Raw genomic sequence first — 23,633 nt, forward strand, 5'->3', positions numbered from 1 at the left:
CGGCGGGCCTTTGGCGTGCCTCTAAGCGGCTAGCGGTACGGCGCAGCCCTCGGCTTCGACAGCGTGAATATTCCATAGCGCATCGCACCGGTGCGGTAGGCCAGCATCAGCCGGGGGATGCTCAGAACGAAGACGCGGTTGCGTGCGCCAAGGGCGAGGCGGCGGGTCTCGCGATCGACGAGCAAGGCCTTCACAAGCCGCCGGGCGCAGATCCGCCATGTGCGTGCCACGCGGGCGCTGACGTCCTCATAGCCATCGACCGTAAACCCCGCCGCCCTGGCCATCGCCTCATACTCCTCACGCGTGCCCATCGAGGGCAGGCGCCCTTCGCGGCAAATCGGCTCCAGCAGGTGGCGAACCTTCCACCTGCTGACGTCAGTTTCGGCGAGCCACGCGCAGACGACGAAGCGGCCGCCGGGGGCCAGCACGCGGTGCGCCTCGGCGAAGAACAGGGGCTTATCGACCATGTGCTCGCTTGATTCAATTGCCCATGCGGCGTTTGCCGAGTCATCGGCCAGCCCGTTGTGAAGCCAGTCGCGGAGTTGGACGTCAACGTCCGGTACCGCATGCGCGGCGGCGTACCGGGCCTGCTCGGTGGAAAGCGTGAAGCCCGTAACCCGCACCCCGCGAGTCACCGCGAGCTGCCTTGCGGTTGAGCCATAGCCGCAGCCGATGTCGACGCACGCCTCGCCGGGAGTAAGCCGCAGCCGGTCGCCGACCGTGTCGACTAGCGCCCCGACGGCCTCGGCCGGCGTCTCGCGGCCGGTTGTCCACAGCCCGTGATGCACATGCTCACCCCACACCCGACGATAAATGGGATCGAGCTCGTCGTAGTGATCCGCGACTGCCACGGCGTTCTGGGAGATGTCGGGGACGATCACGCCATCACACTACAAGGCGGATCCCGCCGCCGGAAGGCCTGACTGAGGCAATGCCGTGGGTCGTCCTGGATGACGACTGCACGGTCGCCGGGCGGTTGACGCTCAGCGGCATCACCCGCGGCGCCTTCCAATCGTGCAACATGAGGTACTGGCTGTCTGAGGACCAGACGGGCAAGGGCCTGGCGACGGAGGCCGTCCGGGTAGCAGTCGCCTTCGCCTATTCGGAACTGAAACTTCACCGAGTGCAGGCCGAAACGTTGGTTGCCAATGTCGCCTCCCAGGCCGTCCTCAGGAGGACAGGTTTCCAGCAATACGGACTTGCCCCGAAGTATTTGAAAATCGCCGGCAGATGGCAGGACCACCTTATGTTCCAGCACTTGGACGACAGCTGGAATGGAGCAAACAAGGCCTGCGAAGGCCCCTGATGGTGTTGGGATAAGCTGCATCGTGATCAGGGGCGGGCAACTACGTCCCGCGCTTTAGACCTACCCGGGGGGTCGCACCATGCATATCTTGACGCCGTCAACGAATGGATAGAAGTGCTGGCCGGGTTCCTGGAAGGCCCTTAAATCATCCCAGTCCCTTGCCCGCACCTGCCACTGGTGCTTGGCTGGTGGGATGGCTGATGAAGAAGTTTCCAAGAACATTCCCGACGACGAGCACCTGAGGCAGGATGTCGCCCCAGACTCCGGTGGAGCAGCCCAGGACGCTCCTGACAGCGGTTCTATGCCGGGACTGACAAACGCCGGACAACAGGTGGGAGGGCTTGGTTTGGCAGCCGGCTACGGCAAGGACCTGGATCCGGAAGCCCAGCCCGACGGAAACAATCCGGTGTAGGCGGAAACCCAACACTTAAGCAACGACGGCGACACCCGGCGCATGCCGGAATGTCGCCGTCGCTGTTCGCGTACGCCAGGAACTAGACCGCCGCCGGCTCGAGCTCCCCTGCAGCTTCTACGTCGCTGCTCACCGCGGGGTGTGGGACGAAGCGGACGAACATGGCTTTGAAGCCGGGGGTGTTGGATTCGCGTGCGACGTTTTCCTTGTGAACCAGGGCGTTGGCTTCGGGGAAGTAGGCCGCGGCGCAGCCTTTGGCGGTGGGGTAGGCCACGAGCCGGAATTTTTCGGCGTTGCGGTCGACACCGCGGAAGGTGCTGATGACGTCCACGAGGTCGCGGTCCTGGTACCCGAGTTCGGCGAGGTCTTCGGGGTGGATCAGGATCACGCGGCGGCCGCCGGAGATGCCGCGGTAGCGGTCGTCCAGGCCGTAGTAGGTGGTGTTGTACTGGTCGTGGCTGCGGATGGTCTGCAGGACCAGGTGCCCCTTGGGCGGGGTGAGGTATTCGAGCGGGCTGACGGTGAACCGGCCGCGGCCGATGTCGGTGGCGAAGGAGCGGGTGTCGCGGGGCGGGTTGGGCAGCACGAACCCGTTTTTGGTCCGCACGCGGGTGTTGAAGTCCTCGAAGCCGGGCAGGACCCGTTCGATGTGGTCGCGGATGACGTCGTAGTCCTCGGCCATGGCTTTCCAGTCCACCGGGTGGTCCGGGCCGAAGGTCGCTTCGGCCATCCTGGCCACGATGACCGGTTCGGCGAGCAGGTGCTCGGAGACCGGGGTGAGCCGGCCCTGGGTGGAGTGGACCACTGACATAGAGTCCTCCACGGAAAGGAACTGGGCGCCCTTGGGGTGCTTGTCGTCCTTGTCCGTCCGGCCCAGGGTGGGCAGGATCAGTGAGGTGCGGCCGTGGACGATGTGGGAGCGGTTGGGCTTGGTGGAGATGTGCACGGTCAGCCCGATCCGCTGCATCCCGGCCTCGAGCATTTCGGTGTCGGAGCAGGCGAGCGAGAAGTTCCCGCCCATGGACACGAACACGTCCACCTCGTCGCGTTCGAAGGCTTCCATGGCCTCGACAGCGTCGTGGCCATGGTGCCGCGGGGACTGGATGCCAAACTCGGCATCCAGTGCTTCCAGGAGCCCTTCCTTGGGTTTTTCCCAGATGCCCATGGTCCGGTCGCCCTGGACGTTGGAGTGGCCGCGGACCGGGCAGGCGCCCGCTCCAGGCTTGCCGAAGTTGCCCTGCAGGAGCAGGACGTTGACCATTTCCTTAATGGTGTCCACGGAGTGGGGCTGCTGCGTGACGCCCAGCGCCCAGCAGAAGATGGTGGCCTTGGACCGGATCAGCATCCCGGCCACGGTTTCGATCTGGGTCCGGGACAGGCCGGTGGCCTTCTCCGTTTCGGCCCAGTCCAGCTCCTGGCGGGCTTTACGGTAGGCGGCGAACCCGTCCGTCTGCGCGGCAATGAAGGAATGGTCGACGACAGAACCCGGGTTACGCTCCTCCTCGGCCAGGAGCAGGTGGCCGAGGGCCTGGAACAGGGCCAGGTCCCCGCCGACCTTGATCTGCAGGTATTCATCGGCCAGCGGCGTGCCGCCGCCGACGACGCCGGAAACGGTCTGGGGGTCCTTGAAGTTGAACAGCCCGGCCTCGGGCAGCGGGTTCACTGCCACGACCTTGCCGCCCTTGTCCTTGCATTCCTTCAGCGCCGAGAGCATGCGCGGGTGGTTGGTGCCGGGGTTCTGGCCGACGACGAAGATCAGTTCGGAATCGTGGATGTCATCCAGGGACACGGTGCCCTTGCCGATCCCGATGGTCGGGTTCAGCGCCGAGCCCGAGGACTCGTGGCACATGTTTGAACAGTCCGGCAGGTTGTTCGTGCCCAGGGACCGCGCGTACAGCTGGTACATAAAAGCGGTCTCGTTCGCGGTCCGGCCGGAGGTGTAGAAAACGCACCGGTCAGCGGTGGTGGCCCGGACGTGTTCACCAACAAGCTCGAACGCATCAGCCCAGGAAATGGGCGAGTAGTGGGTGTCGCCGGGCCGGATCACCACCGGCTCGCTCAGGCGGCCCTGATTGCCCAGCCAATACTCCGTCTTGGTGGAAAGTTCGGCGATGGAGTGCTTGGCCCAGAACTCCGCCCCGACCGTGCGCAGGGTGTTCTCTTCGGCCACGGCCTTGGCACCGTTCTCGCAGAACTCCGCCGCTTTACGCTTCTTGTCCGACTCCGGCCAAGCGCAGCCCGGGCAATCGAACCCGCCCCGCTGGTTCAACCGCAGCAGCGACTGGGTCGTCCGCGTCACCCCGGCCTGCGCCACGGCACGCTCCAGCGCCACCATCACGGCCTTAACCCCGGCCGCTTCTGTTTTGGGCTTGTGGACTTCGAGGTTATCCTCATCGATGTCCGCCACGGGGGCGGGCTGCTTGCCGAACTTCATCGTTCCAACTTCCTTAGTTCACTGCCTACTGCGAAACCTTGGCCAGCGTTTCCCGCTCGGCCTCGATTGTTGTGTCATCTCCGTGCCCGGTGCGGACCGCGGTTCCGGGCGGCAGCGTCAGCAGCCGTTCGCGGATGGAGGTGAGGATGGTGGGGTAGTCGCTGTAGGAGCGCCCGGTGGCTCCCGGCCCGCCGTTGAAAAGGGTGTCCCCGGTGAACACCGTGCCTGCGCTTTCAAGGTAAAAGCAGGTGGAGCCGGGGGAGTGGCCGGGAGTGTGGATCGCCTGAAGCGTCGCGCCACCCACCTTGAACACGTCACCGTCCGCCAGGGAATGGTCCGGCTTTGAGTCAGGGTAGACCTGCTCCCAGAGGACGTGGTCCTCCGGGTTAAGGTAGATCGGCGCTCCTACGGCGTCGGCCACCTCGCGTGCCGCGCCGATGTGGTCGTTGTGGGCATGCGTGAGCAGGATGGCCAGCACTTTCCGGCCCCGCACCTGGCTGATGATCGCGGCGGCATCGTGCGGCGAGTCGATGATCACGCATTCCTCATCGTTGCCCACGATCCAGACGTTGTTGTCAACGTCCCAGGTGCCGCCGTCGAGCGAAAAAGTGCCCGAGGTGACCAGGTTTTCGATCCGGACGCCCATCAGGAAGCCGCCTGCTCGATTTCAACAACCGACCGCAGCACTTTTCCTTCGTGCATCCTGGCGAAGGCTTCCTCCACCTGGTCAATGGTGATCCGCTCGGAGACGAAGGCGTCCAGATCCAGGTTGCCCTGCTTGTAGTGCGCCACGAGCATCGGGAAATCACGGGAGGGCAGGCAGTCGCCGTACCAGGAGGACTTCAGCGACCCGCCCCGGCCAAAGACATCCAGCAGCGGCAGCTCCAGCTTCATCTCCGGCGTCGGGACGCCCACGAGCACCACACGTCCGGCGAGGTCGCGGGCGTAGAACGCCTGCCTGTACGTTTCAGGGCGGCCGACGGCGTCAATCACCACATCGGCGCCGTTGCCTCCGGTGAGGGCGCGGATGGCCTCGATGGGGTCTTCCTTGCTGGAGTCCACGCCGTGCGTGGCGCCGAGTGACTTGGCCATTTCCACTTTGTTGGCGTCGATGTCCACGGCGATGATCGTGGTGGCGCCGGCCAGTTTGGCCCCGGCGATCGCTGCTATGCCGACGCCGCCGCAACCGATCACGGCCACGGACTCGCCACGCTTGACCTCACCGGTGTTGATGGCGGCACCGATGCCGGCCATCACGCCGCAGCCCAGCAGCCCGACGGCGGCAGCATCCGCCTCGGGGTCGACCTTGGTGCACTGCCCGGCGGCGACGAGGGTCTTCTCGGCGAACGCGCCGATACCCAGCGCCGGGGAGAGCTCGGTGCCGTCCTCGAGGGTCATTTTTTGGGTGGCGTTATGGGTGTTGAAGCAGTACTGGGGCTGGCCCTTGGCGCAAGCCCGGCACTCGCCGCAAACGGCACGCCAGTTCAAGATCACGCGGTCACCAGCGGCCACCTCGGTCACGCCCTCGCCCACCGCGGACACTATGCCGGTGGCTTCATGGCCCAACAGGTAGGGGAACTCATCGCCGATGCCGCCCTGCTTGTAGTGCAGGTCGGTGTGGCAGACCCCGCAGGTGAGGATGTCAACCAGCGCCTCACCCGGTCCCGGATCCGGCACCAGGATGGTCTCAAGCGAAACCGGGGCGTTTTTTTCCTTGGCAATGACTGCCTTGACTTTGTGAACCACGAACTGGTGTTCCTCTCCTAAGTCCCGGGACTCCTGGCCGCCGTATCCGCGGGCAGGTCAGCCGGCCGGGCACCAACCATCTCATTGCTGCCGCTTCGAAATCCAAAATGCTGCTCCAGCTATCAAGGATCTCATTGCGTAATGCACAACAAGATGCACATAGCGCGTACACGAAATATGTCAGCCGTCACAGCAGGTGTCAATAGAAGGGCCTAGTACTACGTACGCCCAAGGACATCTTCCCACGTTTCTTGCCCCTTTCTTTGCAACCCCAACTCCTCCTGTGCAACAACAGGGCGCGGGATCGCACTGGCACCGACACGTTCGCTGTCTTGGACCTGCTTGGGCCGATGCCGCAATAAAGGCGCGTGCAGGGCCATTGACTGTGCCGCCTACCGCCTCTAGTCTGGTGCAACAGCGTTGCGTTAGTCGCAACTGCTTCGGCTTTCGCTAAAGACAGCACTGTTAGAAAGGCAACACCACCATGACCATCACCACTGAGAACGCCACCAACGTCGCCGAACTAGAGCGCACGAAGGTCCTCAAGAACGGCGAAAAAGTCAGCCTCACCTTCTCGGACACCGAGTTCGAGCGCAGGCTTGCCGGACTCCGCCGCATCATGTCAGAAAAGGACCTCGACGCCGTCGTCCTCACCAGCTACCACTCCATCAAGTACTACTCCGACTTCCTGTTCACCACCTTCGGCCGGCCCTACGGCATGGTGGTAACCAAGGATGACGCAGTCACTGTCACCGCCAACATCGACGCCGGAATGCCCTGGCGCCGGAGCTACGGCGACAACATCGTCTACACGGACTGGCGCCGCGACAACTACATCTTCGCCATCCAGGAAGTCCTGCGCACCCGCGGCATCAACCCGCGGCGCCTCGGCGTCGAGGATGACTCCCTGCCGCTGGACAACCGCAATAAGATTCAGGCCGCATTCCCGTCCGCAGCCCTGGTGGACGTGGCCCAGGCAGCCATGCGCCAGCGCATGATCAAATCGGCCGAGGAGATTGAGGTCATCAAACACGGGGCACGGATCGGCGACCTCGGCGGCGAGGCCATCCGCAACGCGATCACCGCCGGGATCACAGAGTACGAGGTCGCCCTGATCGGCACCGAGGCGATGGTGCACGAGATTGCCCGGACCTTCCCCAACTCCGAGATCCGCGACACCTGGGTATGGTTCCAGTCCGGCATCAACACCGACGGCGCACACAACTGGGCCACCACCCGCAAGATCCAGGAACACGACATCCTGTCCCTGAACTGCTTTCCCATGACCTCCGGCTACTACACCGCCCTGGAACGGACCCTGTTCTACGGCGAACCGGACGCCCGCTCCCTGGAACTGTGGAACATCAACGTCGAAGTCCACAAGCGCGGGCTCGAACTCATCAAGCCCGGTGCGGTCTGCAAGGACATCGCCGCCGAGCTTAACGAGATCTACGTCGGCTATGGCCTGCTGGCCAACCGCACCTTCGGCTACGGACACTCGTTCGGCGTCCTCAGCCACTACTACGGCAGGGAAGCCGGGCTGGAGCTCCGGGAGGACATCGATACGGTGCTCGAACCGGGCATGGTGGTCTCCATGGAACCGATGATCACGGTCCTGGACGGTCAACCAGGCGCCGGCGGCTACCGCGAGCACGACATCCTGGTGGTGGGCGAAGACGGAGCGGAGAACATCACCAAGTTCCCGTTCGGGCCCGAGCACAACATCATCGGCGCTTAATCCTCAGACACCGGAAGCGGCGCCACCACCATCGCGCCGCTTCCGGCCGCCCTTAGGGAATGATGGGTACCACCATGAGCGCAACAGAACCCGAAACCACAGGCAACGGCGACAGCAAAGGCGCCTCCGTCATCGTGAATGCCGTCGCGGTCCTCCGCACCTTCACGGCGGACGAGCCGCTCCTGGGGGTCACCGAGATCGCGAACCGCGTGGGGCTGCACAAAAGCACCGTCTCCAGGATCCTGGCCACCTTTGAGCAGGAACGCCTGGTGGAACGCGACGCCGAGACCCGGCGGTTCCGGCTGGGACTCGGATTGATTGCCGTGGCCGGACCCCTGCTGGCTGAACTGGAAGAGCGCCGCGTCGCCTACCCCGTGCTCCGCGAACTGTCGGAGCAGACCGGCGAAACCAGTGCCCTCATGGTCTGGAGCGGTGGCGAGTCCATCTGCGTGGAGCAGATTGCCAGCCACCACCAGATCAAGCACACCACCCCGCTCGGTGCCCGGTACAAGGACGCCCTCAGCGCCTCCGTGCAGGTGTTCCTCGCCCGGGAATCCGAACCCCGCGTCCGGTCCCTCCTCAACAGCGGCGCCATCACCTACCCGGGACTGGATGAATCCAGCCTGGACGCCTACCTCGTGCGGTTAAAGGATGACCTCCACCGCGGCTGGGCCATCAACTACGGGGAAACGTCCATCGACGAAGTGGGCCTGGCAGCACCCGTTCATGACCACCGCGGCGAGGTGGTGGCAGCCGTCCTGATCCCGGCGCCCCGGTTCCGCGTTTCGCAGGACCGCCTTCAGGCGCTCGGTGAAGCCTGTGCCGCCGCTGCCGGGAAGGTAACCGCCCGCCTGGGCGGACGGGTGCACGGGGCCGCCACGTAGACTGGCAGGATGCGGTTGGTAGCAAGTGACATTGACGGAACGATCCTTGGGCACGATGGAAAGATCAGTGACCGTACCGTCCGCGCCTTCCACGCCTGCCGGGATGCCGGCGTTGAACTCGTCTTTGTCACTGGCCGGCCGCCGCGCTGGCTCCACCCCCTGCAGGACCGGCTGGGCCACGCGGGTACTGTCATCTGCTCCAACGGCGCCGTGGTGTGGGACCTCGAAGCCGAACGGCTGGTATCGGCACATACCCTGCCCATCGAGTCCGTGCTGGAGATCCGCCGCATCATCAAGGAGCTCCGGCCAGGCGCCCTGTTCGCCGCGGAAACCCTCACCGGCTTCCACCTTGAGCCAGGCTTCATCGAAAACGGATCCAGCGAGCTGCTCAGTGAGTTCACCCCGGCGCCGCTGGCGGAGACGCTCGCCGCCGATGACGCCGTCGTGAAGTTCCTGGCGATCGTCCGGGAGGGCACTCCGGACGACTTCCTGGCAGAGGTTCGGCCCGCCGTCGAACATCTGGCTGCCACCACGCATTCCTCACCGGGCATGTCCATGCTTGAGTTGTGCCTTCCCGGCGTCAACAAGGCCGTGACGCTCGCCAAATATGCTGCCGCCCTGGGCATCGACGCCGCCGATGTTGTTGCGTTCGGGGACATGCCTAACGACATTGAGATGCTCCGCTGGGCCGGCCACGGCTACGCAATGGCCAGCGGCCATCCGGATGCCATCCTCGCCGCCGGGCAACAGGCGCCCCATTTTGACGACGACGGCGTGGCCCAGGTTCTGGAGGCCCGGTTGGCGTCGCTGGGCGTCAAACTTCCTTAGGCCCAATTTCCAGCTGACGCTCACCTTGCGTTCACCTCTTCTCTATACGGTTAGGCGAGGGAGCCGACCTCCCTTTCCGGCTCAAGGGGTAATGATGGCAAAAAACGTAAGGCACGACGCTGTAGATGTGCCGCTGCGCAGGGCAACTCCCGCGCCGCATTGGAAGCAGCTGCGCCAGGGCCACCGCGTCCGCGTGGTTTTCTCGCCCGGTTTCGAGGCAGGCGGCTTGGTGGACACCATCACCGCGGACCACACCGCTGTCTGGATTAACCTCGACGGCGGCCGCGGCCGCACCATGCTGCATTGCAGTGACGGCGTGGAGATACTTCCCGAAGAGGACTGAGGCCCTGCAGCCTCCGGCCCGGCAAGGCCGGGCACTCCGGTACGCTCGCAAGGTGAGTTTGCCGTTCTTTAGCAGCCCTGGCTCTGCTGGTCCGCAGCCGCCCGTCGCCATGGCCCACCGGGGCTTTTCAAGTCAGGGGCTCGAAAATTCGATGGCCGCGTTCCGCGCCGCCGTCGAACTCGGCTACCGGTACCTGGAAACCGACGTGCACACCACTGCGGACGGCGTGGTCCACGTCTTCCACGACGACACCCTGGACCGGGTGACGGACGGAACCGGGCGGCTCTCCGACCTCACTGCTGCTGACGTGGCCCGCGCCCGCATCGCCGGCCGTGAGCCAATCCCCACCTTCGATGACCTGGTGACGGGGCTGCCCGGGGTCCGCCTGAACGTGGACGTCAAGGACTGGAACTCCGTCCCAAGCCTCGCTGACGCCATCGAACGCCATCAGGCACATTCGCGCATCCTGGTCACCAGCTTCTCAGACCGGCGACGGCGGGCGGTCCTGAAGCTGCTGAGCCGCCCGGTGGCGTCATCGGCTGGGGTTGTTCCCGTGGGCCTGTTCACCGTCCTCGGCCGGGTGCTCCCGGGACCAGTCTTCCGGGTTGTCCTGCGCCGGATCCTGCAGGACGTCCACGCGCTTCAGGTCCCGGTGCGGTACGGGGCGATCGAAGTGGTCACGCCCGGATTTGTCCGCCGCGCGCACGCCCTGGGGCTGGTAGTCCACGTATGGACGGTCAACGATGCCGCAGAGATGCGCCGCCTGCTGGAACTCGGCGTTGACGGCATCGTGACCGACCGGGCCGACCTCCTCCGGGACGTGCTGCTGGAGCGCGGCGAGTGGCCGGATCCTGAGGAGGCTTAGCCCCGGCCTGTGCTGGTGGACGGGTCCTGGTCCCCTTCGGAAGGATCTGCGCGCAGTTCGTCCGGATCACCCTCCGGCAAGCCTGCTGACCCCGGAACGTCACGCGGAATCCCGTCCGTGCCGCCGCCGGGCGCAGTGGCATTGCCGGCAAGCCCGCTTGAATCCGTGCCGCCGCCACCGTGGCCGGTCCGTGATGCCGTGGTGTCTTCCCCGTCCTCAGCGTCCCCGCCCAGGGGAGCTTCGGACACCGGGTCCGGTGCAGCCCCGGCCTTCAGCCCGGGAGCCTTTTGCTTCTCGGCCTCCATGGCGTTGGATCCCTCACTGAGGGAGGAATGGACCTCTACGTCATCATTGGGATCCGTGGGGTCCGGTACGTTCAGTTTTTCAGTGGGCTTGCTTGTTCCAGCCAGGTCTTCCATGGCGTTCTCTGCTGCCTTGCCGATGCTGTCGCCGATACCCATGTGACTGCTCCTTTTGACATCGCGGGCCGGCGCCCCCAGTGGGCTTCCGGACCATTACCCTTCCAGAATTATCAGCATGCTTACAATTAGTCCAGAGCTGGGGTACCAACCACGGCCGGCAGGAAGGACGAGCACTGTGAGCAGCTACCATCCGGAAAACGACCCCGCGAACCCGGATCAGCCGGGCAAGCCAGGCACAAGCGATGCAGGGGCCAGCAAGCCCGGCGGGCAGCAGGGCGGACGGGACACCGGCAGCTCCGCAAATCCGGACCCCGCGGAAGGCAACGTTACGGGGCTGGAACCGGGCGGCGGAGTGCCGCCCGGGGAGACTCCGCCGGCCGAGGACCAGATGAGCGCAGACCAAGGCCACGACGAATAACCCCTCCATCGGCCTACAAGCAGTAGAAGGAGGACGTCCGGCCGCCGGTGACCTGTAGGTACGTCAGCGGAGCCGGGCTTGTCCTCAGCGGGGGTCGGTGCTCAGCGGGGCTCGGTGCCGGGAAAAACTGGCGTGGACTTCTCAGGGCCGACGAGCTGACGCTTCAGCCCGTCCAGGTCGGCGCTGGTATTCCAGCTGGCCCAGTCAAGGGGCCGGACCGACGGCCGGCCCAGCAGGTACCCCTGGCCGGCGCTGATACCGAGCTCTGTCAGGACTTTCAGTTCACCGGCTGTCTCGATGCCCTCTGCCACAAGGGTGGTGCCAATCTGCCCGGCAAAGTCCACCATGCAGGCAATCATGGCCCGCTGGATACCGTCGTTGTCCACGCCGCCGATGACGTTCCGGCCCACCTTCAGGAAGTCCGGCCGCAGGTGCACCATCCTGCTCAAGGCGCCGGCCCCCGAGTGGGTGTCATCCACGGCGATGCGCAGGCCGCGTTCGCGCAAGGGGCTGACGGCCGAGATGAACTGCGGGTATTCCTCGTCACTGATGGTTTCCGTCAGTTCGAGCACTACGCGGTTGATGGGAAGGTCAATATGCTCAAACAGTTCCGGCAGGCGCGGGTCAAGGCACGACGTAGGCGTGATGTTAAGCGAGACGTACAGGTCCTCAGGAAGATCCTTGGCTGCTGCAGCGGCGGACCCAAGGGCCGAAAACTCGAGGTTCGCGCCCAGGCCAACGGCAGCCGCCTCGGCAAACCACAGTTCGGCAGCTGCACCGTCGTCGCTGACGAAGCGTGACAATGCCTCGACTCCCACTACGGATTCTTTGGCAAGTCCGTAGATGGGCTGGAACGCCGTCATCAGCATCCGGCTCTCCAGCAGCGCACTGATGCGTGACATGCTGCGGATCGCATCGATCTGTTCAGCTAGTTTCGGCGGCATTGCCGCTGGTTCCAGGCGCATTCTCCGGGCGCTGTCCAGCGTTTCAACGGTGTTGGCGTCGCTGCGCCGCGTCTCCAGAAGGTACTCCAAAAGAGCCCGTTCGGGCACGCCGGGATTCTCATCGAGGCTGTTGCTAAGGCGCTGACGGACAGCGGCCCCGGACGGATCCTGATCTGCCAAAACCCCGGCGATGATTCCCCACGCCTGTACACGAACCGACATTAGCTACGCCCCCAGTTGACGAAGTAATGACCCAGTGGCCCTTTATTGTTCAATTTCCAACCGCTTCTAAAAGTCCCATGCTGCTGGTAGGCCACGGTACCCGCGGCGATGAAAATCAGACCCAGCACGATGATCGTATATCGGGGCGAACAAAAGTGCAGTAGTTTACGGCTTTACGGCTTTACGGCTTGACGGCTTTACGGCTTCGCGCTTTCCGGCTGGGCGGCGAGCAGTCCGGGAACCTGCTCCGGCGGAACCGGCCGGCTGAAGTAGTAGCCCTGGGCGCTGAGGCAGCCCAGGCCGCGGAGTATCTCGGCCTGCTCCGCCGTCTCCACGCCTTCCCAGACAGCCTCCAGGCCGCATGCGCGCACGAGCTGCAGGACAGCAGCCACCAGAGCCGGCTGAGTGGGATCGGTGCCGAGGCCGGTAATGAGGGAACGGTCCACTTTCACCCGGTCCACCGGCAGCCGGCGCAGGTAGCTGATGGATGAGTAACCGGTTCCAAAGTCATCAATTTCAATTCCCACACCGAGCCCCCGCAGCCCGCCCAGCGAGTAGCGGTCCAATTCGTTGCCTTTGACGATGGCCACTTCCGTCAGTTCCAGGACCACCTGTTCCGGCCGGACCCCGGTTTCCTTCAGGACGTTGCGCACGTCCTCGATGAACTGCAGGCTTTGCAGGTCGGTGGCGGAGATATTGATCCGGACGGAAAAATGGCTGTTTACGAGAGAGCCGTCAATCCATTGCCGCAGCTGGTGAACCGCGGTGCGAAGCACCCACAAACCAAGCTCGGAGATCAGTCCGGCGTCCTCCGCCAGTGGAATGAACTCATCCGGCATGATGAGCCCGCGCGTCGGATGGTTCCAACGGACCAGGGCCTCCACGCCCTCGATCCGGCCCGAACCGAGCTCCACCACGGGCTGGTAATGCAGTGTCAGTCCGTCGCTCCTGATAGCAGCCCGAAGGTCCTCCACCAGCTGGCTGCGGAGCCTGCGCACCAGCAGCAGGCCGGGTTCGAACCGGTGGAGCCTGTTTTGGCCTTCAGCCTTGGAGGCGTACATGGCCACATCGGCCTCCATCAGCATGTCCTCAGGGGTCTGCCCGGCGCCACCCACGCTCAGTCCGATGCTCGCGCCGCAGCGCACGCTTCGGCCCGGCAGCTCAATAGGCTCGTTCAGTGCAGCGAGGATGCGGTGTCCCACGATGGCGGCCTGATCGGCCGAAACTGCCGGCATGACGATGGCGAACTCGTCCCCGCCAAGGCGTGCCACGACGTCGGTGGCGCGTACCGCACCGCGGATACGTTCCCCGACGGTGATCAGGACCTGGTCGCCGGCGGTATGGCCCAGGCTGTCGTTGATGGATTTGAACGCATCGAGGTCAAGCAACAGGATGACCGGCCCGTCATGGGCGTCGTCATCAAGCGCGGCGCGCAAAGCTTCAAGCAGGGCCGAGCGGTTTGCCAGACCGGTCAGCGGGTCCTGCATAGCCATTTTTTGCATTTCGAGGTGGGCCTCATGCAGCAGTTGGGTGCGCACCTGCACGCGCTGTTCGAGTTCCTCGTAAATGATCTGAAGGTCCTCGGCGAGAAGGTTGGTGCCCATGATGATGGCGTCAAGCTCATCGCGGGATTCGGAGACCTCGATCCGCGAACTAAGGTCTCCCGACGCCAGCCGGACGATGCCCTCAAGCAGCTGGGAGAGCCGGGGGTCGTTCTCAGCAAACATCGGTCCTCCTTCCCGCGTTCAATTGGCCCGGGTTCGGCAAGGATCAAGGGGAAGGCTTACGGTGACGGTTGTGCCCGTCCCCAGGGTGGAGGCTACGTCGATGCGGCCACCGTGCCGGGCCACGATGTCCTTGGTGATGGCCAGGCCCAGCCCTGTACCGGGGATGGCCCCGGACATGGCGTTGGAGGCGCGGTAGAACCGGGTGAAAACGTGGTCGATTTCCTCGCTGGAGATCCCAATGCCGGTGTCCGCGACACTGACGGTGGCCCACCGGGTGCCGTCAGCAGCAGCATGGGACTCGCTGCCCACCTCGATCCGGCCACCGCTGGGAGTGAACTTGATGGCGTTGGACACCAGGTTGGTGAAAACCTGCTGCAGCTGTACCTCGTCCGCCAGGATTTCCGGATCCTCCGGGAGGGGGTCGACGGCGATGGTGACGTTCTGCAGCTGGGCCAGGGGCCGCAGTGCGCCGGCCACAAGGTCCAGGGTTTGTCCCAGGCGCACGGGGGTGAGATGCATCAGGTTGTCGTCGTGCCCGTTGCGGGAAACGCTGAGCATGTCCTCGATCAACATCCGCAATCGCTCCGTGTTGCGGACCACAATGTCCAGCATCTGGTGGACTTCGGGGGAGACCGGCTGCTCAGTGCTCTCCTGGATCATGTCCAGGTACGCCATGATGGAGGTCAGCGGCGTCCTCAACTCGTGGTTGACCGTGGCGAGGAAGTCGGTTTTCGCCTTGTCCAGTTGTTGGAGCTGCTTGACCACCTGCTGCTGGCTGCTGATCAGGTGGCTCTGAATCAGCCCGTAAGCCGCGTTGCCCGCCACGTGCTGGATCAGTCCCAGCTCCGCGCGCGACCATTGCCGCGGCTGGTCCAGCGTCACGATCCAGATAATGCCCAGCGAGGAACTTCCCTCGCCCATTGGCACCGCCAGTAACGACGCCGCAGGGGCAAGGCGAAGGGCGCTGGCCGCTTCACCGGCCCGTGAATCCTCGTCGGTCCCGTCAAAGGAAAACGTTTCGGCTGCCGCCCAGAGCCTGTCCGCCGTGTGCCGGGCTGAATCCTCATCCGGAAGCGCTTCCACGGGCAGCTCCTCGAGCCCGGCCTTGGTCCACGCGGCGGTGATCGGCGGCACACGCTCGTCCGCAAAAGTGGTGAGCCGGACATGGTCAGCCCTGAACGTCCTGCCGAAACCCTCAACTACAAGGTGGGCAATTTCCTGCGGCTCGTTGGTGCCGCGCACGGCAGCGGACACCAGCCGCAGCTGCTCGCGCAGCCCTTCGGCTTCCTGGCGCGCGGCGGCCCGCCGGGACACCTGCCTGATGAGCGCGGTGGCACGGTGGACCAGTTCCTTGGGCGGCACGGGCTTAGCGATGCAGTCGTGGATGCCGGGAGGCTGCATCGCTGCCAGTTCAGCGGGGCTGTCCAGGTCCACCATCACCAGGACGGGAACTTCCGTCTCCACAGCAGACAGGGACGTGTCAACCACAACCACTGCAGGATCACTTGCCTCCAGCAGGGCAGTCAGCCCGCCCGCGGTCGCGGCAGTCCGCACGTCGTAGCCTGCGTCACGGAGTGCCTGTGCGATCGCTGCCAGCCTGCCGCCGTCGGGGTCCGCCAGGACAGCGGTGCAAGGCACAGCTGAGTCCCACGGCATGTCAGCCGTCACAACGCCCCCTTCGATCCCAGTTGAGTACATTGTAGGGCGACGCGCCCCGGATGAACCCGCAAGAGTTTGAACATCCGGCAAGAGTGACGAAAAGCCCTGCGGCGGGTGACGCCGCACCGCAAGTTGGGCCGTTGGCTCCTGTCCAGTGGTCTGCATCATATATTTGGTCGGTGTCCTCCCCAGCGAAATCCATGCGCTCTGCCTTGCAGAAGTATCTGATGATTCCCAAGCTCATCCGCCTGTCCCGGTCCGCGCACAAGGACCGGCCGGTGGCGTGGGACCGGTACTGGTCCGGCATCAACGCCACCGGTGCCGGTGGTGAAGTGCTTTGGGACTCCGGCAGGGACAGTGAATTCCTTGGGTACAAGGACGTGCTGGTTCGCCACCTGGACCCGGAGCTCCCGGTCATTGATGTGGGATGCGGGCACGGCAGCTTCACGCGTGCGCTCGCCGCCGTCTTTCCCGACGTAGTAGGTGTGGATGTCTCGGCCCATGCCATTGGCCGCGCCCGGGCAGAGTCCGCTGCGGCGGGCAGTACCGATCGCCTCCGCTACGAAGTACGGGACATGACCGGGCCCGGCGCTGCAGCCGGCCTGGCCGGTGCGTCGGGGGCCAACATCTTCATCCGCGGTGTGCTGCACGTGCTGAACACGGACGACCAGATGGCGCTGGTTGAAAACCTGCGGCTGCTGGCCGGCACGCGCGGAACGCTATTCCTTGCCGAAACCAACTTCCAGGGCAACCCCGTGGACTACGTCTCCCACCTTGGCGCAACCACCAGGGGCATCCCGGCACCACTGGAGCGGGCCATTCGCGAACTCCCCATGCCCGGCAAATTTGGTCCTGCTGAACGGGCGCAAGTCCTTCCTGACGAAACCTGGGAAGTTTTGGAAGACGGCACAACCGCAATCGAAACGAATCCTATGACAGACATAGCGGCGCAAAGCCTCGTTCCCGGCTACTACGCGGTGGCACGTCCCAGGTCCTAGCCGCACCAGGCGGGGCAGAGGTACAATCGCCATCCGCTCCGATGGCCCTGCGCCCTTGACAGGGAGGCGGAGCGGGAGGCTAGATAGTAAGTAGACTTACTAGTTAGCTGCAGGGGAAAGGATGGCCACCATGGCACAGGACAAAGGCAACAAAACCCGCGAGGCTGAAACGGACCAGGACGAAGAGGACCTGGGCGCCGGCCCGGATGGAGGGAAGGTCCGTACGGGACCGGAATCATCCAAATCACTGAAGTATTCACAGGAGGTCACCTCCACTGATGACGAACCGGAGCGCGAGGGCAGGAGCCTGGTCACAACACACCACGAGGTCATCAGGCAGTGGGCGGAGGAGCGCGACGGCGTTCCCGCCACGGTGGACGGCACCGAGCACGGTGACCACCTTGGCGTACTCCGGATCGACTTCGGCGGCGAAAACGACAAGCTCCGCCACGTCAGCTGGGAAGAGTGGTTCGAAACCTTCGACTCCCGCCAGCTGAACTTCATTTATCAGGAACAGCGCAGCGACGGCCAGCAGTCCAACTTCTTCCGGCTTGAAAACCCAGGCCGGGAAGACGCCTAAGCCGCTTTCGCCAGCCGCACCCGCAGGACCAGCGCCGGACCACTGCCGGTGCCGTCCCGTCGTCGGCAGGCGCAAAAACCAACAGGAACAACCATGCGCGAACTTATCCCTTCCGGTTCCCTCCGCGGGATGCTGCTGCCGCCTACTTACGGCCGCCACGTCACGGACAACACCGCATTCACCGTTCTGTCCGTCGAGATCTGGGCCACCGGCCTGGTGGTCAACATCCAGTTGGCCTCCGACGACGGACCTGAGCCCAACATCATCCTCCAGGACCATTTCGGGACGGAATACTCGCTGCGCGAATCCGCTGTCCTGGGGTCCCGGAACCTGCAGGTCTTCGCTCCCTCGGTGCCGCCGGGAACCAGGAGCCTGACCGTCAGGTCGGCGGACGATGCCCAGGCACGTCCCGTGGTGACTTTTGCTGTCCCGCTCCTGACCGTGCGGGACGACCCTGCCGCTTCGAGCGATGACGGCTACCCCTCGCCGCCGGAACTGCGCCGCCCCGCCTGATCACCAAAAGGAGCCACCATGCAGGACACCACAGGATTCAGCCCCGCCACGGCCATCGTCACCGCGTCAGACTCCGGAATCGGCAAGGCCACCGCCGTTGCGCTGGCCCAAGCAGGCATGGACGTAGGGGTGACGTGGCATACGGACGAGGCAGGCGCCGAAGCGACTGCCGAAGAAATCCGCAGCCTGGGACGCACGGCCGTGGTGCGCCGGCTTGATACCACTGACCTCCGGGCCGCCGGCGGCGTCATCGAGGAGCTGGCCGACGAATTGGGCGGAGTGGACGTGTTCGTCAACAACGCCGGTACCGGGGACGGGACCAAATTCCTGGACCTGGACGTCGACACCTGGATGGAAACCCTGGACACCAACCTCAACGGAGCCTTTGTCTGCCTGCAGGCAGCTGCCCGCCGCATGGTCCGGGCGGGCAGGGGAGGGCGGCTGATTGCCGTCACCAGTGTGCACGAGTTCCAGCCGCGGGTGGGATCCTCGGCTTACGATGCGTCCAAGCATGGCCTGGGCGGCCTGATGAAGACGCTGGCCCTCGAACTTGGAGAACACGGCATCACGGCCAACAGCGTTGCCCCCGGAGAAATAGCCACTCCGATGACGGGCCAGGAGGATGAGGACCCGACGACGACGGAGCGGCCAGGGGTGCCCCTGGGCAGGCCGGGGGACGCCAGGGAGGTCGCTGCCGTGATCGCTTTCCTTGCCTCTCCCGCTTCGAGCTACGTCACAGGCGCTTCCTGGGCCGTTGACGGCGGAATGCTCCAAATGGGTCCGCAGGGCGGCTCGCACATCACCGGCCATGGATGGCGCCAGGGGTAAAAGCCCCCGCAGCGTCCCTGACGGATCAGCATTACGAGGCGGGCAAGCGCTTTCCGATGTGGTGCTGGCATGATGGAGCCCATGCGCATTCTTATTGCTCCGGATAAATTCAAGGGTTCCCTCACTGCTGCTGAAGCAGCAGCCGCCATTGCCGAGGGTGCCCTGCGCGTCTATCCGGATGCCGTCGCCACCCAGTTCCCCATTGCCGACGGCGGCGAGGGCACCCTTGAAGCCGCGGTCGCTGCCGGTTACGAGGAGCGGATCAACGCGGTGGTTGGGCCCATCCTCGCCCCAGTCGGAGCCGCCTGGGCCATCCGGAAGGCCGGCGGCGGCAAGGTCACCGCAGTCATTGAAACCGCGCAGGCCTCCGGCCTGGCAGAAATGGAGCCCACTCCCGCGAACGCGCTCCGGGCCCACAGCTACGGCTGCGGCCAGCTGATTGCGGCTGCGCTGGACGCCGGCGCCACCGAGATTGTGCTGGGGCTTGGCGGATCGGCAATGACCGACGGCGGCAGCGGGGCACTGCGCGCACTGGGCCTGAAGCCGCTGGATGCGGCCGGGAATGTGGTGCCACTGGGCGGCGGCCCGCTCGCGGACATCGTGGCGCTGGACTCCTCCGGGCTGGATCCCCGGCTCACTGCCGCCACCTTCCGCATCGCCGTGGACGTGCGGAACCCGCTCTATGGAACGCTGGGAGCGGCGCACGTTTTCTCCCCGCAGAAGGGCGCCGACCAGGAAACTGTGGAACTGCTCGATGCCGGGCTTCGCAACTGGGCGTCCCTGCTGCGGGAAGCCACCGGCCGGGACGTCAACGTCGAGGGGGCCGGCGCCGCCGGCGGCTTCCCGGCGTCGTTCCTTGCCTTTACTGATGCAGCCCTGGAAGGCGGATTCGCGCTCGTGGCGGGCCTGACAGGGCTGGAAGGCCAGTTGGCTCAAAGCGATCTGGTCATCACCGGCGAGGGGTCCATGGACCACCAGTCGCTGACCGGCAAGGCGCCCATCGCCCTCGCCGACGCTGCCCGGGAACGAGGTATCCCCGTGATTGTGGTGGCCGGCAGGATCCTGGTAACCCCCGAAGACCTCGCCGGGCACGGAGTGGTTGCCGCTGCCCAATTGCTGGACGTGGCGGCCAGTCCGGAAGACGCGGTGGCCAACGCAGCCAAGTACCTGGCCTGGGCAACAAGCCAGGTACTTGAAGGCGCCTAGTCGAGGTCACCGCCGGTCAGCCGGCGCCTGCTAGACGATGGTTTTGTTGCGGCGCCGCTGCCAGAGCAGGACAGCGATCAGGGTCACCACCACCACCGCACCGATCACCCAAGGCGTGTAATCCAACCGGGTCGACTCATTTTCAGCTGATTCGCCGGTGCCCGGATTAACTGGGCCGGTGGAGGCGGTGTCCCCGGGGGAAGGCGTGGGGGAAGCAGCAGAAAGCGCAACGGTGGTTGGGGCTTTGTCTGCCACCGGGGAGGCATGGGCGGCGCCGAGTGAAACTGCCGGCGCGGCAAGCAGCAGCAGGGCTACCAGGGCCGTCTTCAAAAGTGTCTTCATAGGGTTCTCCTGTCGTTGTCCGCGGCCGGATGTCCGGCCGCGCGGCGGTATTGGGAAAAAGGGGTTCAGCGGAACGAAAGCGTGCTTGAGGGCTCCGGCCGGTTTGCAGGCCCGCTGCGCATCAGGGCGGCGAAGTGGCGATTACCTGTTGGCCTCAGCCCGCCTGTGCAGTTGGATGGGGACGAAAACCAACAGGATGACCATCACGGCCATCAACGCTCCTCCGGCGGAAAGGCCGGCTGTGCGTCCTGCCGTGACGTCGAACACCAAAGCTGCTGTGCCGGCACTCAGCAGCGCGATACCGGCGAGGGTGATCTTCGCGATGGTGTCCCCGCTGGAGACCAGGGTTTCCTTGAGCCTCTTCCGGAAGAGCCGCCGGTGGACACTGACCGGCAAGAGAATGAGCGCCGTGGTCAGTGCCGCGATCACCACGTTGGTCAGGTAGAGGGCAATCTGGAAGTCATCGAGGTCTTCAAACCTTTCCTGGAAAGGCAGGGTCAGGAGGAAGCCGGCCAGGATCTGTACGCCCATTTGCAGCACCCGCATCTCCTGCAGCAGTTCCGCCCAGTTGCGGTCCAGCTGCTCCTCCCGGGTCTCATTCCTGCCTGTCCGGCCGGTGTAGTCCTCCACATCCGACATTGCCGCTCCTTTCTGCGCCGTCCAGCTCCTGCAACCTTTCTACTCTTTAGGTACCCAGAAACCGGGACGACGTTGCGCCGCGCCCCACATTTGATAAGTTTACTGATTATTCGCGCGGAACGGTGGACTTCGCTCCTCCGGCCGGGATAGCTTCAAAGAGCCCGTGCACGTGGGGCCCTCTGAAACCGACACAGTGAGCAGGCGGACTATGAGCGACACGGAAAAGCAGACAGACCAGCCAAAGGACCCCCGGGGCGGCTATCACGCGGACGGGTTCCCGGAGCAGGAGCAGAAGCAGCCCGGACTGACGGCGCCCATGGAGCCCAAGCCGGACCACGGGGAACTCAGCTATGAGGGGCACGGGAAACTGCAAGGCAAGGCAGCCCTCATCACCGGCGGCGACTCCGGCATCGGCAAGGCAGCCGCCATCGCTTTCGCCCGCGAGGGCGCCGACGTTGCCATTTCCTACCTTCCTGAGGAGGAGGAGGACGCCCAGGACACCGCGGACTGGATCCGCAAGGCTGGTCAAAAGGCCCTGCTGTTTGCCGGTGACGGCCGCGAAGAGGAGTTCAGCACCCGGATCGTGAATGAAACGGCGGCGGAGTTCGGACGTCTTGACGTAGTGGTGCTGAACGCGGCTTACCAGAAGAACCGCGAAAGCCTGGAGTCCCTGCCTACCGAAGAGTTTGACCGGGTCTTTAAGACCAATCTGTACTCGCTGTTGTGGTCGGCGCGCGCGGCGGTGCCCCACCTGACGCCGGGTGCCTCGATCATCACCACGGCATCCATTCAGGCGTTCAACCCGTCGCCGGGCCTGATCGACTACGCGATGACCAAGGCGGCGCAGGTGGCCTTCACCAAGGCCCTGGCCCAGGAGCTTGGCCCCAAGGGCATCCGGGTCAACGCCGTGGCTCCGGGACCCATCTGGACCCCGCTGATTCCGGCGACGGAATGGCCCGAAAAGCTTCCGAAGTTTGGCCAGGACACTCCGCTGGAACGCGCCGGCCAGCCCGCCGAGCTTGCGGCGGCCTACGTCCTGCTGGCCTCGGAGGACGGGTCCTACATTTCCGGGGCCGTGCTGCCGGTCACGGGCGGCAAGGGGCTCTAAGCAGCGCCCGCTACCAGCTTTCATCCAACGCATAACAGGAGGAAACATGACGCAGGAAAACCAGAACGCCCAGCCGGAAGCGGATCCCGGCGGCTACGGCACTCCCACCGCGGAACAGGAGATGGGAGGAATTCAGGGCTCCGTGGACAGTTCGGCGACGGGTGGTGCGGCCGGCGTGGACACGAACGAGCCTCAGTCCGGGACGGGTGATCCGGTGCCCCGGGACGTGGACCTTCCCTCCGGCGAAGCTGAGCTGGATGAGACGAATGATGACTCCCAGGGGTCGGCACCCGTGTCCTCGGAGTCCGGCCAGGAAGCCGCTGGGATTCCGGACGGCAGCGGCAACGACCTGCCCAAGGAAAAATCACCGAACGACGACGACGGCGAGAGCTTCGACGCCGGGTAACAAACTGGTGCCGCTCCCGGCGCACCTGGCATTCTTACCGCTGAAGGCCTCTCTCTACTGCCTGCACTGGCTGTAGGGGGAGGCCTTCGCCGTGCCGGGCATACATCCACCCTGATCTGGGTACAGAACCAGACGAACCCCACCATCAATGCCAAGGCGGCGCCAGGAGGTTGGCTTTGAGCAGGAGATCGTCCGAACAGTGGGCACGGCGGGTTGAGGTGCCTGACAGCGTGGCAGTGGATGTGCTGATACCCACGTGCAACCGGCCGGCAGAACTGGCCGTGACGCTGGCAGGTTTGGCCGGGCAGGAGGGCCCCGCCTTTCGCGTGGTGGTCAGCGACCAGTCCACGGACGCCCCCGGCTGGGAACATCCTGCTGCTGCAGCGATGGTCCGCGTCCTGGAGGCCCAGGGGCGCCCGGTCACGCTGCTCCGGCACCTCCCGCGGCGCGGGCTCGCGGAGCACCGCCAGTTCCTGTTGGATCAATCGGCAGCCGGCCAGTGCCTCTTCCTTGATGACGACATCTGGCTGGAACCGGGAGCGCTGGAACGGCTTAGCAGGGCTCTTGACGAGCTGGATTGCGGCTTCGTGGGGATGGCTCCGCAGGGCCTGTCCTACCTTGATGACAAGCGGCCGGAGCAGACAGCCGGCTTTGAAGCGTGGGACGGTCCAGTGACTCCTGAGCGCATCCGGCCGGGCGTCCCCGGCTTTGACCGCTGGCCGCTTCATAACGCCGCCAATCTCAGCCACCTTAGCGCTGATCTTTCCCTGGCGCCGGGGGAGTGGCTGCCCTACCGGGTGGCGTGGCTGGGGGGCTGCGTGCTTTACCGGCGGGAAGCCTTGAATGCCGCCGGCGGCTTCGCCTTTTGGACGACCCTTCCCGTAGAGCACGCCGGCGAGGACGTGGTGGCCCAATGGCAGGTCATGGAAAGGTACGGCGCCGCCGGGATCCTTCCCTCGGGCGCTGTCCATCTAGAGTCCCCCACCACGGTGACGGACCGGCGCGTGGAGGCCTACGACGTCGTCCTGACCGCAGACGCGCAGGCGTAGCAGGAATGCAGGGTGC

26 protein-coding genes are annotated in these 23,633 nt (G+C 65.0%); 16 read left to right on the top strand and 10 right to left on the bottom strand.

Features of this window, described 5'->3' with window-relative positions; genetic code table 11:
• Positions 1-29: 29 nt before the first annotated feature.
• Entirely contained in the window at positions 30-881 is an 852-nt protein-coding gene (locus AC5RTE_RS05275) for a class I SAM-dependent methyltransferase (protein ID WP_494040355.1), read from the bottom strand.
• Between the two features lie 50 nt (positions 882-931).
• On the opposite strand from AC5RTE_RS05275, the gene AC5RTE_RS05280 reads away from it, so the two are divergent.
• Entirely contained in the window at positions 932-1,306 is a 375-nt protein-coding gene (locus AC5RTE_RS05280; RefSeq protein ID WP_494040356.1) for a GNAT family N-acetyltransferase, read from the top strand.
• A gap of 193 nt (positions 1,307-1,499) precedes the next feature.
• Positions 1,500-1,718, top strand: coding sequence for a hypothetical protein (locus tag AC5RTE_RS05285; protein WP_494040357.1), 219 nt, complete (start codon positions 1,500-1,502; stop codon positions 1,716-1,718).
• Between the two features lie 82 nt (positions 1,719-1,800).
• Here AC5RTE_RS05285 and AC5RTE_RS05290 read toward each other — a convergent pair whose 3' ends face one another.
• The 3 genes from AC5RTE_RS05290 to AC5RTE_RS05300 are packed head-to-tail and all read right to left on the bottom strand — an operon-like array spanning position 1,801 to position 5,898.
• Positions 1,801-4,152, bottom strand: a complete 2,352-nt coding sequence (locus tag AC5RTE_RS05290) for an FdhF/YdeP family oxidoreductase (RefSeq protein WP_494040358.1) — start codon at positions 4,150-4,152, stop codon at positions 1,801-1,803.
• A 25-nt stretch (positions 4,153-4,177) separates the two neighbouring features.
• The gene (locus AC5RTE_RS05295) at positions 4,178-4,798 is read right to left on the bottom strand and encodes an MBL fold metallo-hydrolase (RefSeq protein ID WP_494040359.1); all 621 of its coding nucleotides are present in this window, start codon (positions 4,796-4,798) and stop codon (positions 4,178-4,180) included.
• Positions 4,798-5,898, bottom strand: coding sequence for an S-(hydroxymethyl)mycothiol dehydrogenase (locus AC5RTE_RS05300; protein WP_494040360.1), 1,101 nt, complete (start codon positions 5,896-5,898; stop codon positions 4,798-4,800). Before AC5RTE_RS05300 ends, AC5RTE_RS05295 begins: the two co-directional genes overlap by 1 nt.
• A 484-nt stretch (positions 5,899-6,382) precedes the next feature.
• Here AC5RTE_RS05300 and AC5RTE_RS05305 point away from each other — a divergent pair, with 484 nt between their 5' ends.
• The 5 genes from AC5RTE_RS05305 to AC5RTE_RS05325 all read left to right on the top strand — a co-directional run bounded on the left by AC5RTE_RS05305 (position 6,383) and on the right by AC5RTE_RS05325 (position 10,556).
• Positions 6,383-7,636 carry an aminopeptidase P family protein gene (locus tag AC5RTE_RS05305; RefSeq protein WP_494040361.1) on the top strand — a complete coding sequence of 418 codons (1,254 nt, stop codon included), beginning with the start codon at positions 6,383-6,385 and terminating at the stop codon, positions 7,634-7,636.
• A 74-nt stretch (positions 7,637-7,710) separates the two neighbouring features.
• A complete protein-coding gene (locus AC5RTE_RS05310; protein ID WP_494040362.1) occupies positions 7,711-8,520 on the top strand; it encodes an IclR family transcriptional regulator in 810 nt (269 codons plus the stop codon).
• A 9-nt stretch (positions 8,521-8,529) separates the two neighbouring features.
• Positions 8,530-9,348: an HAD family hydrolase gene (locus tag AC5RTE_RS05315; protein WP_494040363.1), complete on the top strand. Its 819-nt coding sequence runs from the start codon at positions 8,530-8,532 to the stop codon at positions 9,346-9,348.
• 94 nt (positions 9,349-9,442) lie between these two features.
• Positions 9,443-9,691, top strand: a complete 249-nt coding sequence (locus AC5RTE_RS05320; RefSeq protein ID WP_494040364.1) for a hypothetical protein — start codon at positions 9,443-9,445, stop codon at positions 9,689-9,691.
• A gap of 109 nt (positions 9,692-9,800) precedes the next feature.
• Positions 9,801-10,556 carry a glycerophosphodiester phosphodiesterase family protein gene (locus tag AC5RTE_RS05325; RefSeq protein ID WP_494040777.1) on the top strand — a complete coding sequence of 252 codons (756 nt, stop codon included), beginning with the start codon at positions 9,801-9,803 and terminating at the stop codon, positions 10,554-10,556.
• Here AC5RTE_RS05325 and AC5RTE_RS05330 read toward each other — a convergent pair.
• Positions 10,553-11,017 (bottom strand): hypothetical protein, encoded by a 465-nt coding sequence (locus tag AC5RTE_RS05330; protein ID WP_494040365.1) that lies wholly within the window; start codon positions 11,015-11,017, stop codon positions 10,553-10,555. The two genes, AC5RTE_RS05325 and AC5RTE_RS05330, sit on opposite strands and share 4 nt — an antisense overlap.
• 136 nt (positions 11,018-11,153) lie before the next feature.
• Here AC5RTE_RS05330 and AC5RTE_RS05335 point away from each other — a divergent pair, with 136 nt between their 5' ends.
• Positions 11,154-11,396 carry a DUF6480 family protein gene (locus AC5RTE_RS05335; protein ID WP_494040366.1) on the top strand — a complete coding sequence of 81 codons (243 nt, stop codon included), beginning with the start codon at positions 11,154-11,156 and terminating at the stop codon, positions 11,394-11,396.
• A gap of 101 nt (positions 11,397-11,497) precedes the next feature.
• On the opposite strand, the gene AC5RTE_RS05340 is transcribed toward AC5RTE_RS05335, so the two are convergent.
• The 3 genes from AC5RTE_RS05340 to AC5RTE_RS05350 all read right to left on the bottom strand — a co-directional run bounded on the left by AC5RTE_RS05340 (position 11,498) and on the right by AC5RTE_RS05350 (position 15,957).
• Positions 11,498-12,562 (bottom strand): EAL domain-containing protein, encoded by a 1,065-nt coding sequence (locus AC5RTE_RS05340; protein ID WP_494040367.1) that lies wholly within the window; start codon positions 12,560-12,562, stop codon positions 11,498-11,500.
• A 197-nt stretch (positions 12,563-12,759) separates the two neighbouring features.
• On the bottom strand, positions 12,760-14,289 hold the full coding sequence (locus AC5RTE_RS05345; protein ID WP_494040368.1) for a putative bifunctional diguanylate cyclase/phosphodiesterase: 1,530 nt from the start codon (positions 14,287-14,289) through the stop codon (positions 12,760-12,762).
• Between the two features lie 18 nt (positions 14,290-14,307).
• Entirely contained in the window at positions 14,308-15,957 is a 1,650-nt protein-coding gene (locus AC5RTE_RS05350; RefSeq protein WP_494040369.1) for a sensor histidine kinase, read from the bottom strand.
• 191 nt (positions 15,958-16,148) lie between these two features.
• Here AC5RTE_RS05350 and AC5RTE_RS05355 point away from each other — a divergent pair, with 191 nt between their 5' ends.
• From AC5RTE_RS05355 to AC5RTE_RS05375, 5 genes are all read left to right on the top strand, one after another.
• Complete coding sequence (locus tag AC5RTE_RS05355; protein ID WP_494040778.1) at positions 16,149-16,946, top strand: class I SAM-dependent methyltransferase; 798 nt, start codon at positions 16,149-16,151, stop codon at positions 16,944-16,946.
• Between the two features lie 130 nt (positions 16,947-17,076).
• Entirely contained in the window at positions 17,077-17,526 is a 450-nt protein-coding gene (locus AC5RTE_RS05360) for a hypothetical protein (RefSeq protein WP_494040370.1), read from the top strand.
• Between the two features lie 93 nt (positions 17,527-17,619).
• On the top strand, positions 17,620-18,039 hold the full coding sequence (locus AC5RTE_RS05365) for a hypothetical protein (protein ID WP_494040371.1): 420 nt from the start codon (positions 17,620-17,622) through the stop codon (positions 18,037-18,039).
• A gap of 18 nt (positions 18,040-18,057) precedes the next feature.
• A complete protein-coding gene (locus AC5RTE_RS05370; protein WP_494040372.1) occupies positions 18,058-18,867 on the top strand; it encodes an SDR family oxidoreductase in 810 nt (269 codons plus the stop codon).
• Positions 18,868-18,948: 81 nt separating this feature from the next.
• Positions 18,949-20,073 carry a glycerate kinase gene (locus AC5RTE_RS05375; protein ID WP_494040373.1) on the top strand — a complete coding sequence of 375 codons (1,125 nt, stop codon included), beginning with the start codon at positions 18,949-18,951 and terminating at the stop codon, positions 20,071-20,073.
• A gap of 30 nt (positions 20,074-20,103) precedes the next feature.
• Here AC5RTE_RS05375 and AC5RTE_RS05380 read toward each other — a convergent pair whose 3' ends face one another.
• Both AC5RTE_RS05380 and AC5RTE_RS05385 read right to left on the bottom strand, forming a co-directional pair.
• Complete coding sequence (locus AC5RTE_RS05380; protein ID WP_494040374.1) at positions 20,104-20,415, bottom strand: LuxR family transcriptional regulator; 312 nt, start codon at positions 20,413-20,415, stop codon at positions 20,104-20,106.
• A 141-nt stretch (positions 20,416-20,556) separates the two neighbouring features.
• Entirely contained in the window at positions 20,557-21,054 is a 498-nt protein-coding gene (locus AC5RTE_RS05385; protein ID WP_494040375.1) for a DUF6328 family protein, read from the bottom strand.
• Between the two features lie 208 nt (positions 21,055-21,262).
• Between AC5RTE_RS05385 and AC5RTE_RS05390 the strand changes: the two genes are divergently transcribed.
• The 3 genes from AC5RTE_RS05390 (at position 21,263) to AC5RTE_RS05400 (ending at position 23,617) form a co-directional block, all read left to right on the top strand.
• A complete protein-coding gene (locus tag AC5RTE_RS05390) occupies positions 21,263-22,162 on the top strand; it encodes an SDR family oxidoreductase (protein ID WP_494040376.1) in 900 nt (299 codons plus the stop codon).
• Positions 22,163-22,208: 46 nt separating this feature from the next.
• On the top strand, positions 22,209-22,568 hold the full coding sequence (locus tag AC5RTE_RS05395; protein WP_494040377.1) for a hypothetical protein: 360 nt from the start codon (positions 22,209-22,211) through the stop codon (positions 22,566-22,568).
• A gap of 176 nt (positions 22,569-22,744) precedes the next feature.
• Positions 22,745-23,617 (top strand): glycosyltransferase family 2 protein, encoded by an 873-nt coding sequence (locus AC5RTE_RS05400; protein ID WP_494040378.1) that lies wholly within the window; start codon positions 22,745-22,747, stop codon positions 23,615-23,617.
• The last annotated feature ends 16 nt before the right edge of the window (positions 23,618-23,633 follow it).

The sequence above is a fragment of the Arthrobacter sp. K41 genome, assembly GCF_059089645.1.

Bases quoted from the DNA above. Each gene is read 5' to 3' on its own strand.
- AC5RTE_RS05280 (WP_494040356.1), top strand. From the start codon at position 932: ATGCCGTGGGTCGTCCTGGATGACGACTGCACGGTCGCCGGGCGGTTG.
- AC5RTE_RS05285 (WP_494040357.1), top strand. From the start codon at position 1,500: ATGGCTGATGAAGAAGTTTCCAAGAACATTCCCGACGACGAGCACCTG.
- AC5RTE_RS05290 (WP_494040358.1), bottom strand. From the start codon at position 4,152: ATGAAGTTCGGCAAGCAGCCCGCCCCCGTGGCGGACATCGATGAGGAT.
- AC5RTE_RS05295 (WP_494040359.1), bottom strand. From the start codon at position 4,798: ATGGGCGTCCGGATCGAAAACCTGGTCACCTCGGGCACTTTTTCGCTC.
- AC5RTE_RS05305 (WP_494040361.1), top strand. From the start codon at position 6,383: ATGACCATCACCACTGAGAACGCCACCAACGTCGCCGAACTAGAGCGC.
- AC5RTE_RS05310 (WP_494040362.1), top strand. From the start codon at position 7,711: ATGAGCGCAACAGAACCCGAAACCACAGGCAACGGCGACAGCAAAGGC.
- AC5RTE_RS05315 (WP_494040363.1), top strand. From the start codon at position 8,530: ATGCGGTTGGTAGCAAGTGACATTGACGGAACGATCCTTGGGCACGAT.
- AC5RTE_RS05320 (WP_494040364.1), top strand. From the start codon at position 9,443: ATGGCAAAAAACGTAAGGCACGACGCTGTAGATGTGCCGCTGCGCAGG.
- AC5RTE_RS05325 (WP_494040777.1), top strand. From the start codon at position 9,801: ATGGCCCACCGGGGCTTTTCAAGTCAGGGGCTCGAAAATTCGATGGCC.
- AC5RTE_RS05330 (WP_494040365.1), bottom strand. From the start codon at position 11,017: ATGGGTATCGGCGACAGCATCGGCAAGGCAGCAGAGAACGCCATGGAA.
- AC5RTE_RS05340 (WP_494040367.1), bottom strand. From the start codon at position 12,562: ATGTCGGTTCGTGTACAGGCGTGGGGAATCATCGCCGGGGTTTTGGCA.
- AC5RTE_RS05345 (WP_494040368.1), bottom strand. From the start codon at position 14,289: ATGTTTGCTGAGAACGACCCCCGGCTCTCCCAGCTGCTTGAGGGCATC.
- AC5RTE_RS05355 (WP_494040778.1), top strand. From the start codon at position 16,149: ATGCGCTCTGCCTTGCAGAAGTATCTGATGATTCCCAAGCTCATCCGC.
- AC5RTE_RS05360 (WP_494040370.1), top strand. From the start codon at position 17,077: ATGGCACAGGACAAAGGCAACAAAACCCGCGAGGCTGAAACGGACCAG.
- AC5RTE_RS05365 (WP_494040371.1), top strand. From the start codon at position 17,620: ATGCGCGAACTTATCCCTTCCGGTTCCCTCCGCGGGATGCTGCTGCCG.
- AC5RTE_RS05370 (WP_494040372.1), top strand. From the start codon at position 18,058: ATGCAGGACACCACAGGATTCAGCCCCGCCACGGCCATCGTCACCGCG.
- AC5RTE_RS05375 (WP_494040373.1), top strand. From the start codon at position 18,949: ATGCGCATTCTTATTGCTCCGGATAAATTCAAGGGTTCCCTCACTGCT.
- AC5RTE_RS05380 (WP_494040374.1), bottom strand. From the start codon at position 20,415: ATGAAGACACTTTTGAAGACGGCCCTGGTAGCCCTGCTGCTGCTTGCC.
- AC5RTE_RS05385 (WP_494040375.1), bottom strand. From the start codon at position 21,054: ATGTCGGATGTGGAGGACTACACCGGCCGGACAGGCAGGAATGAGACC.
- AC5RTE_RS05390 (WP_494040376.1), top strand. From the start codon at position 21,263: ATGAGCGACACGGAAAAGCAGACAGACCAGCCAAAGGACCCCCGGGGC.
- AC5RTE_RS05395 (WP_494040377.1), top strand. From the start codon at position 22,209: ATGACGCAGGAAAACCAGAACGCCCAGCCGGAAGCGGATCCCGGCGGC.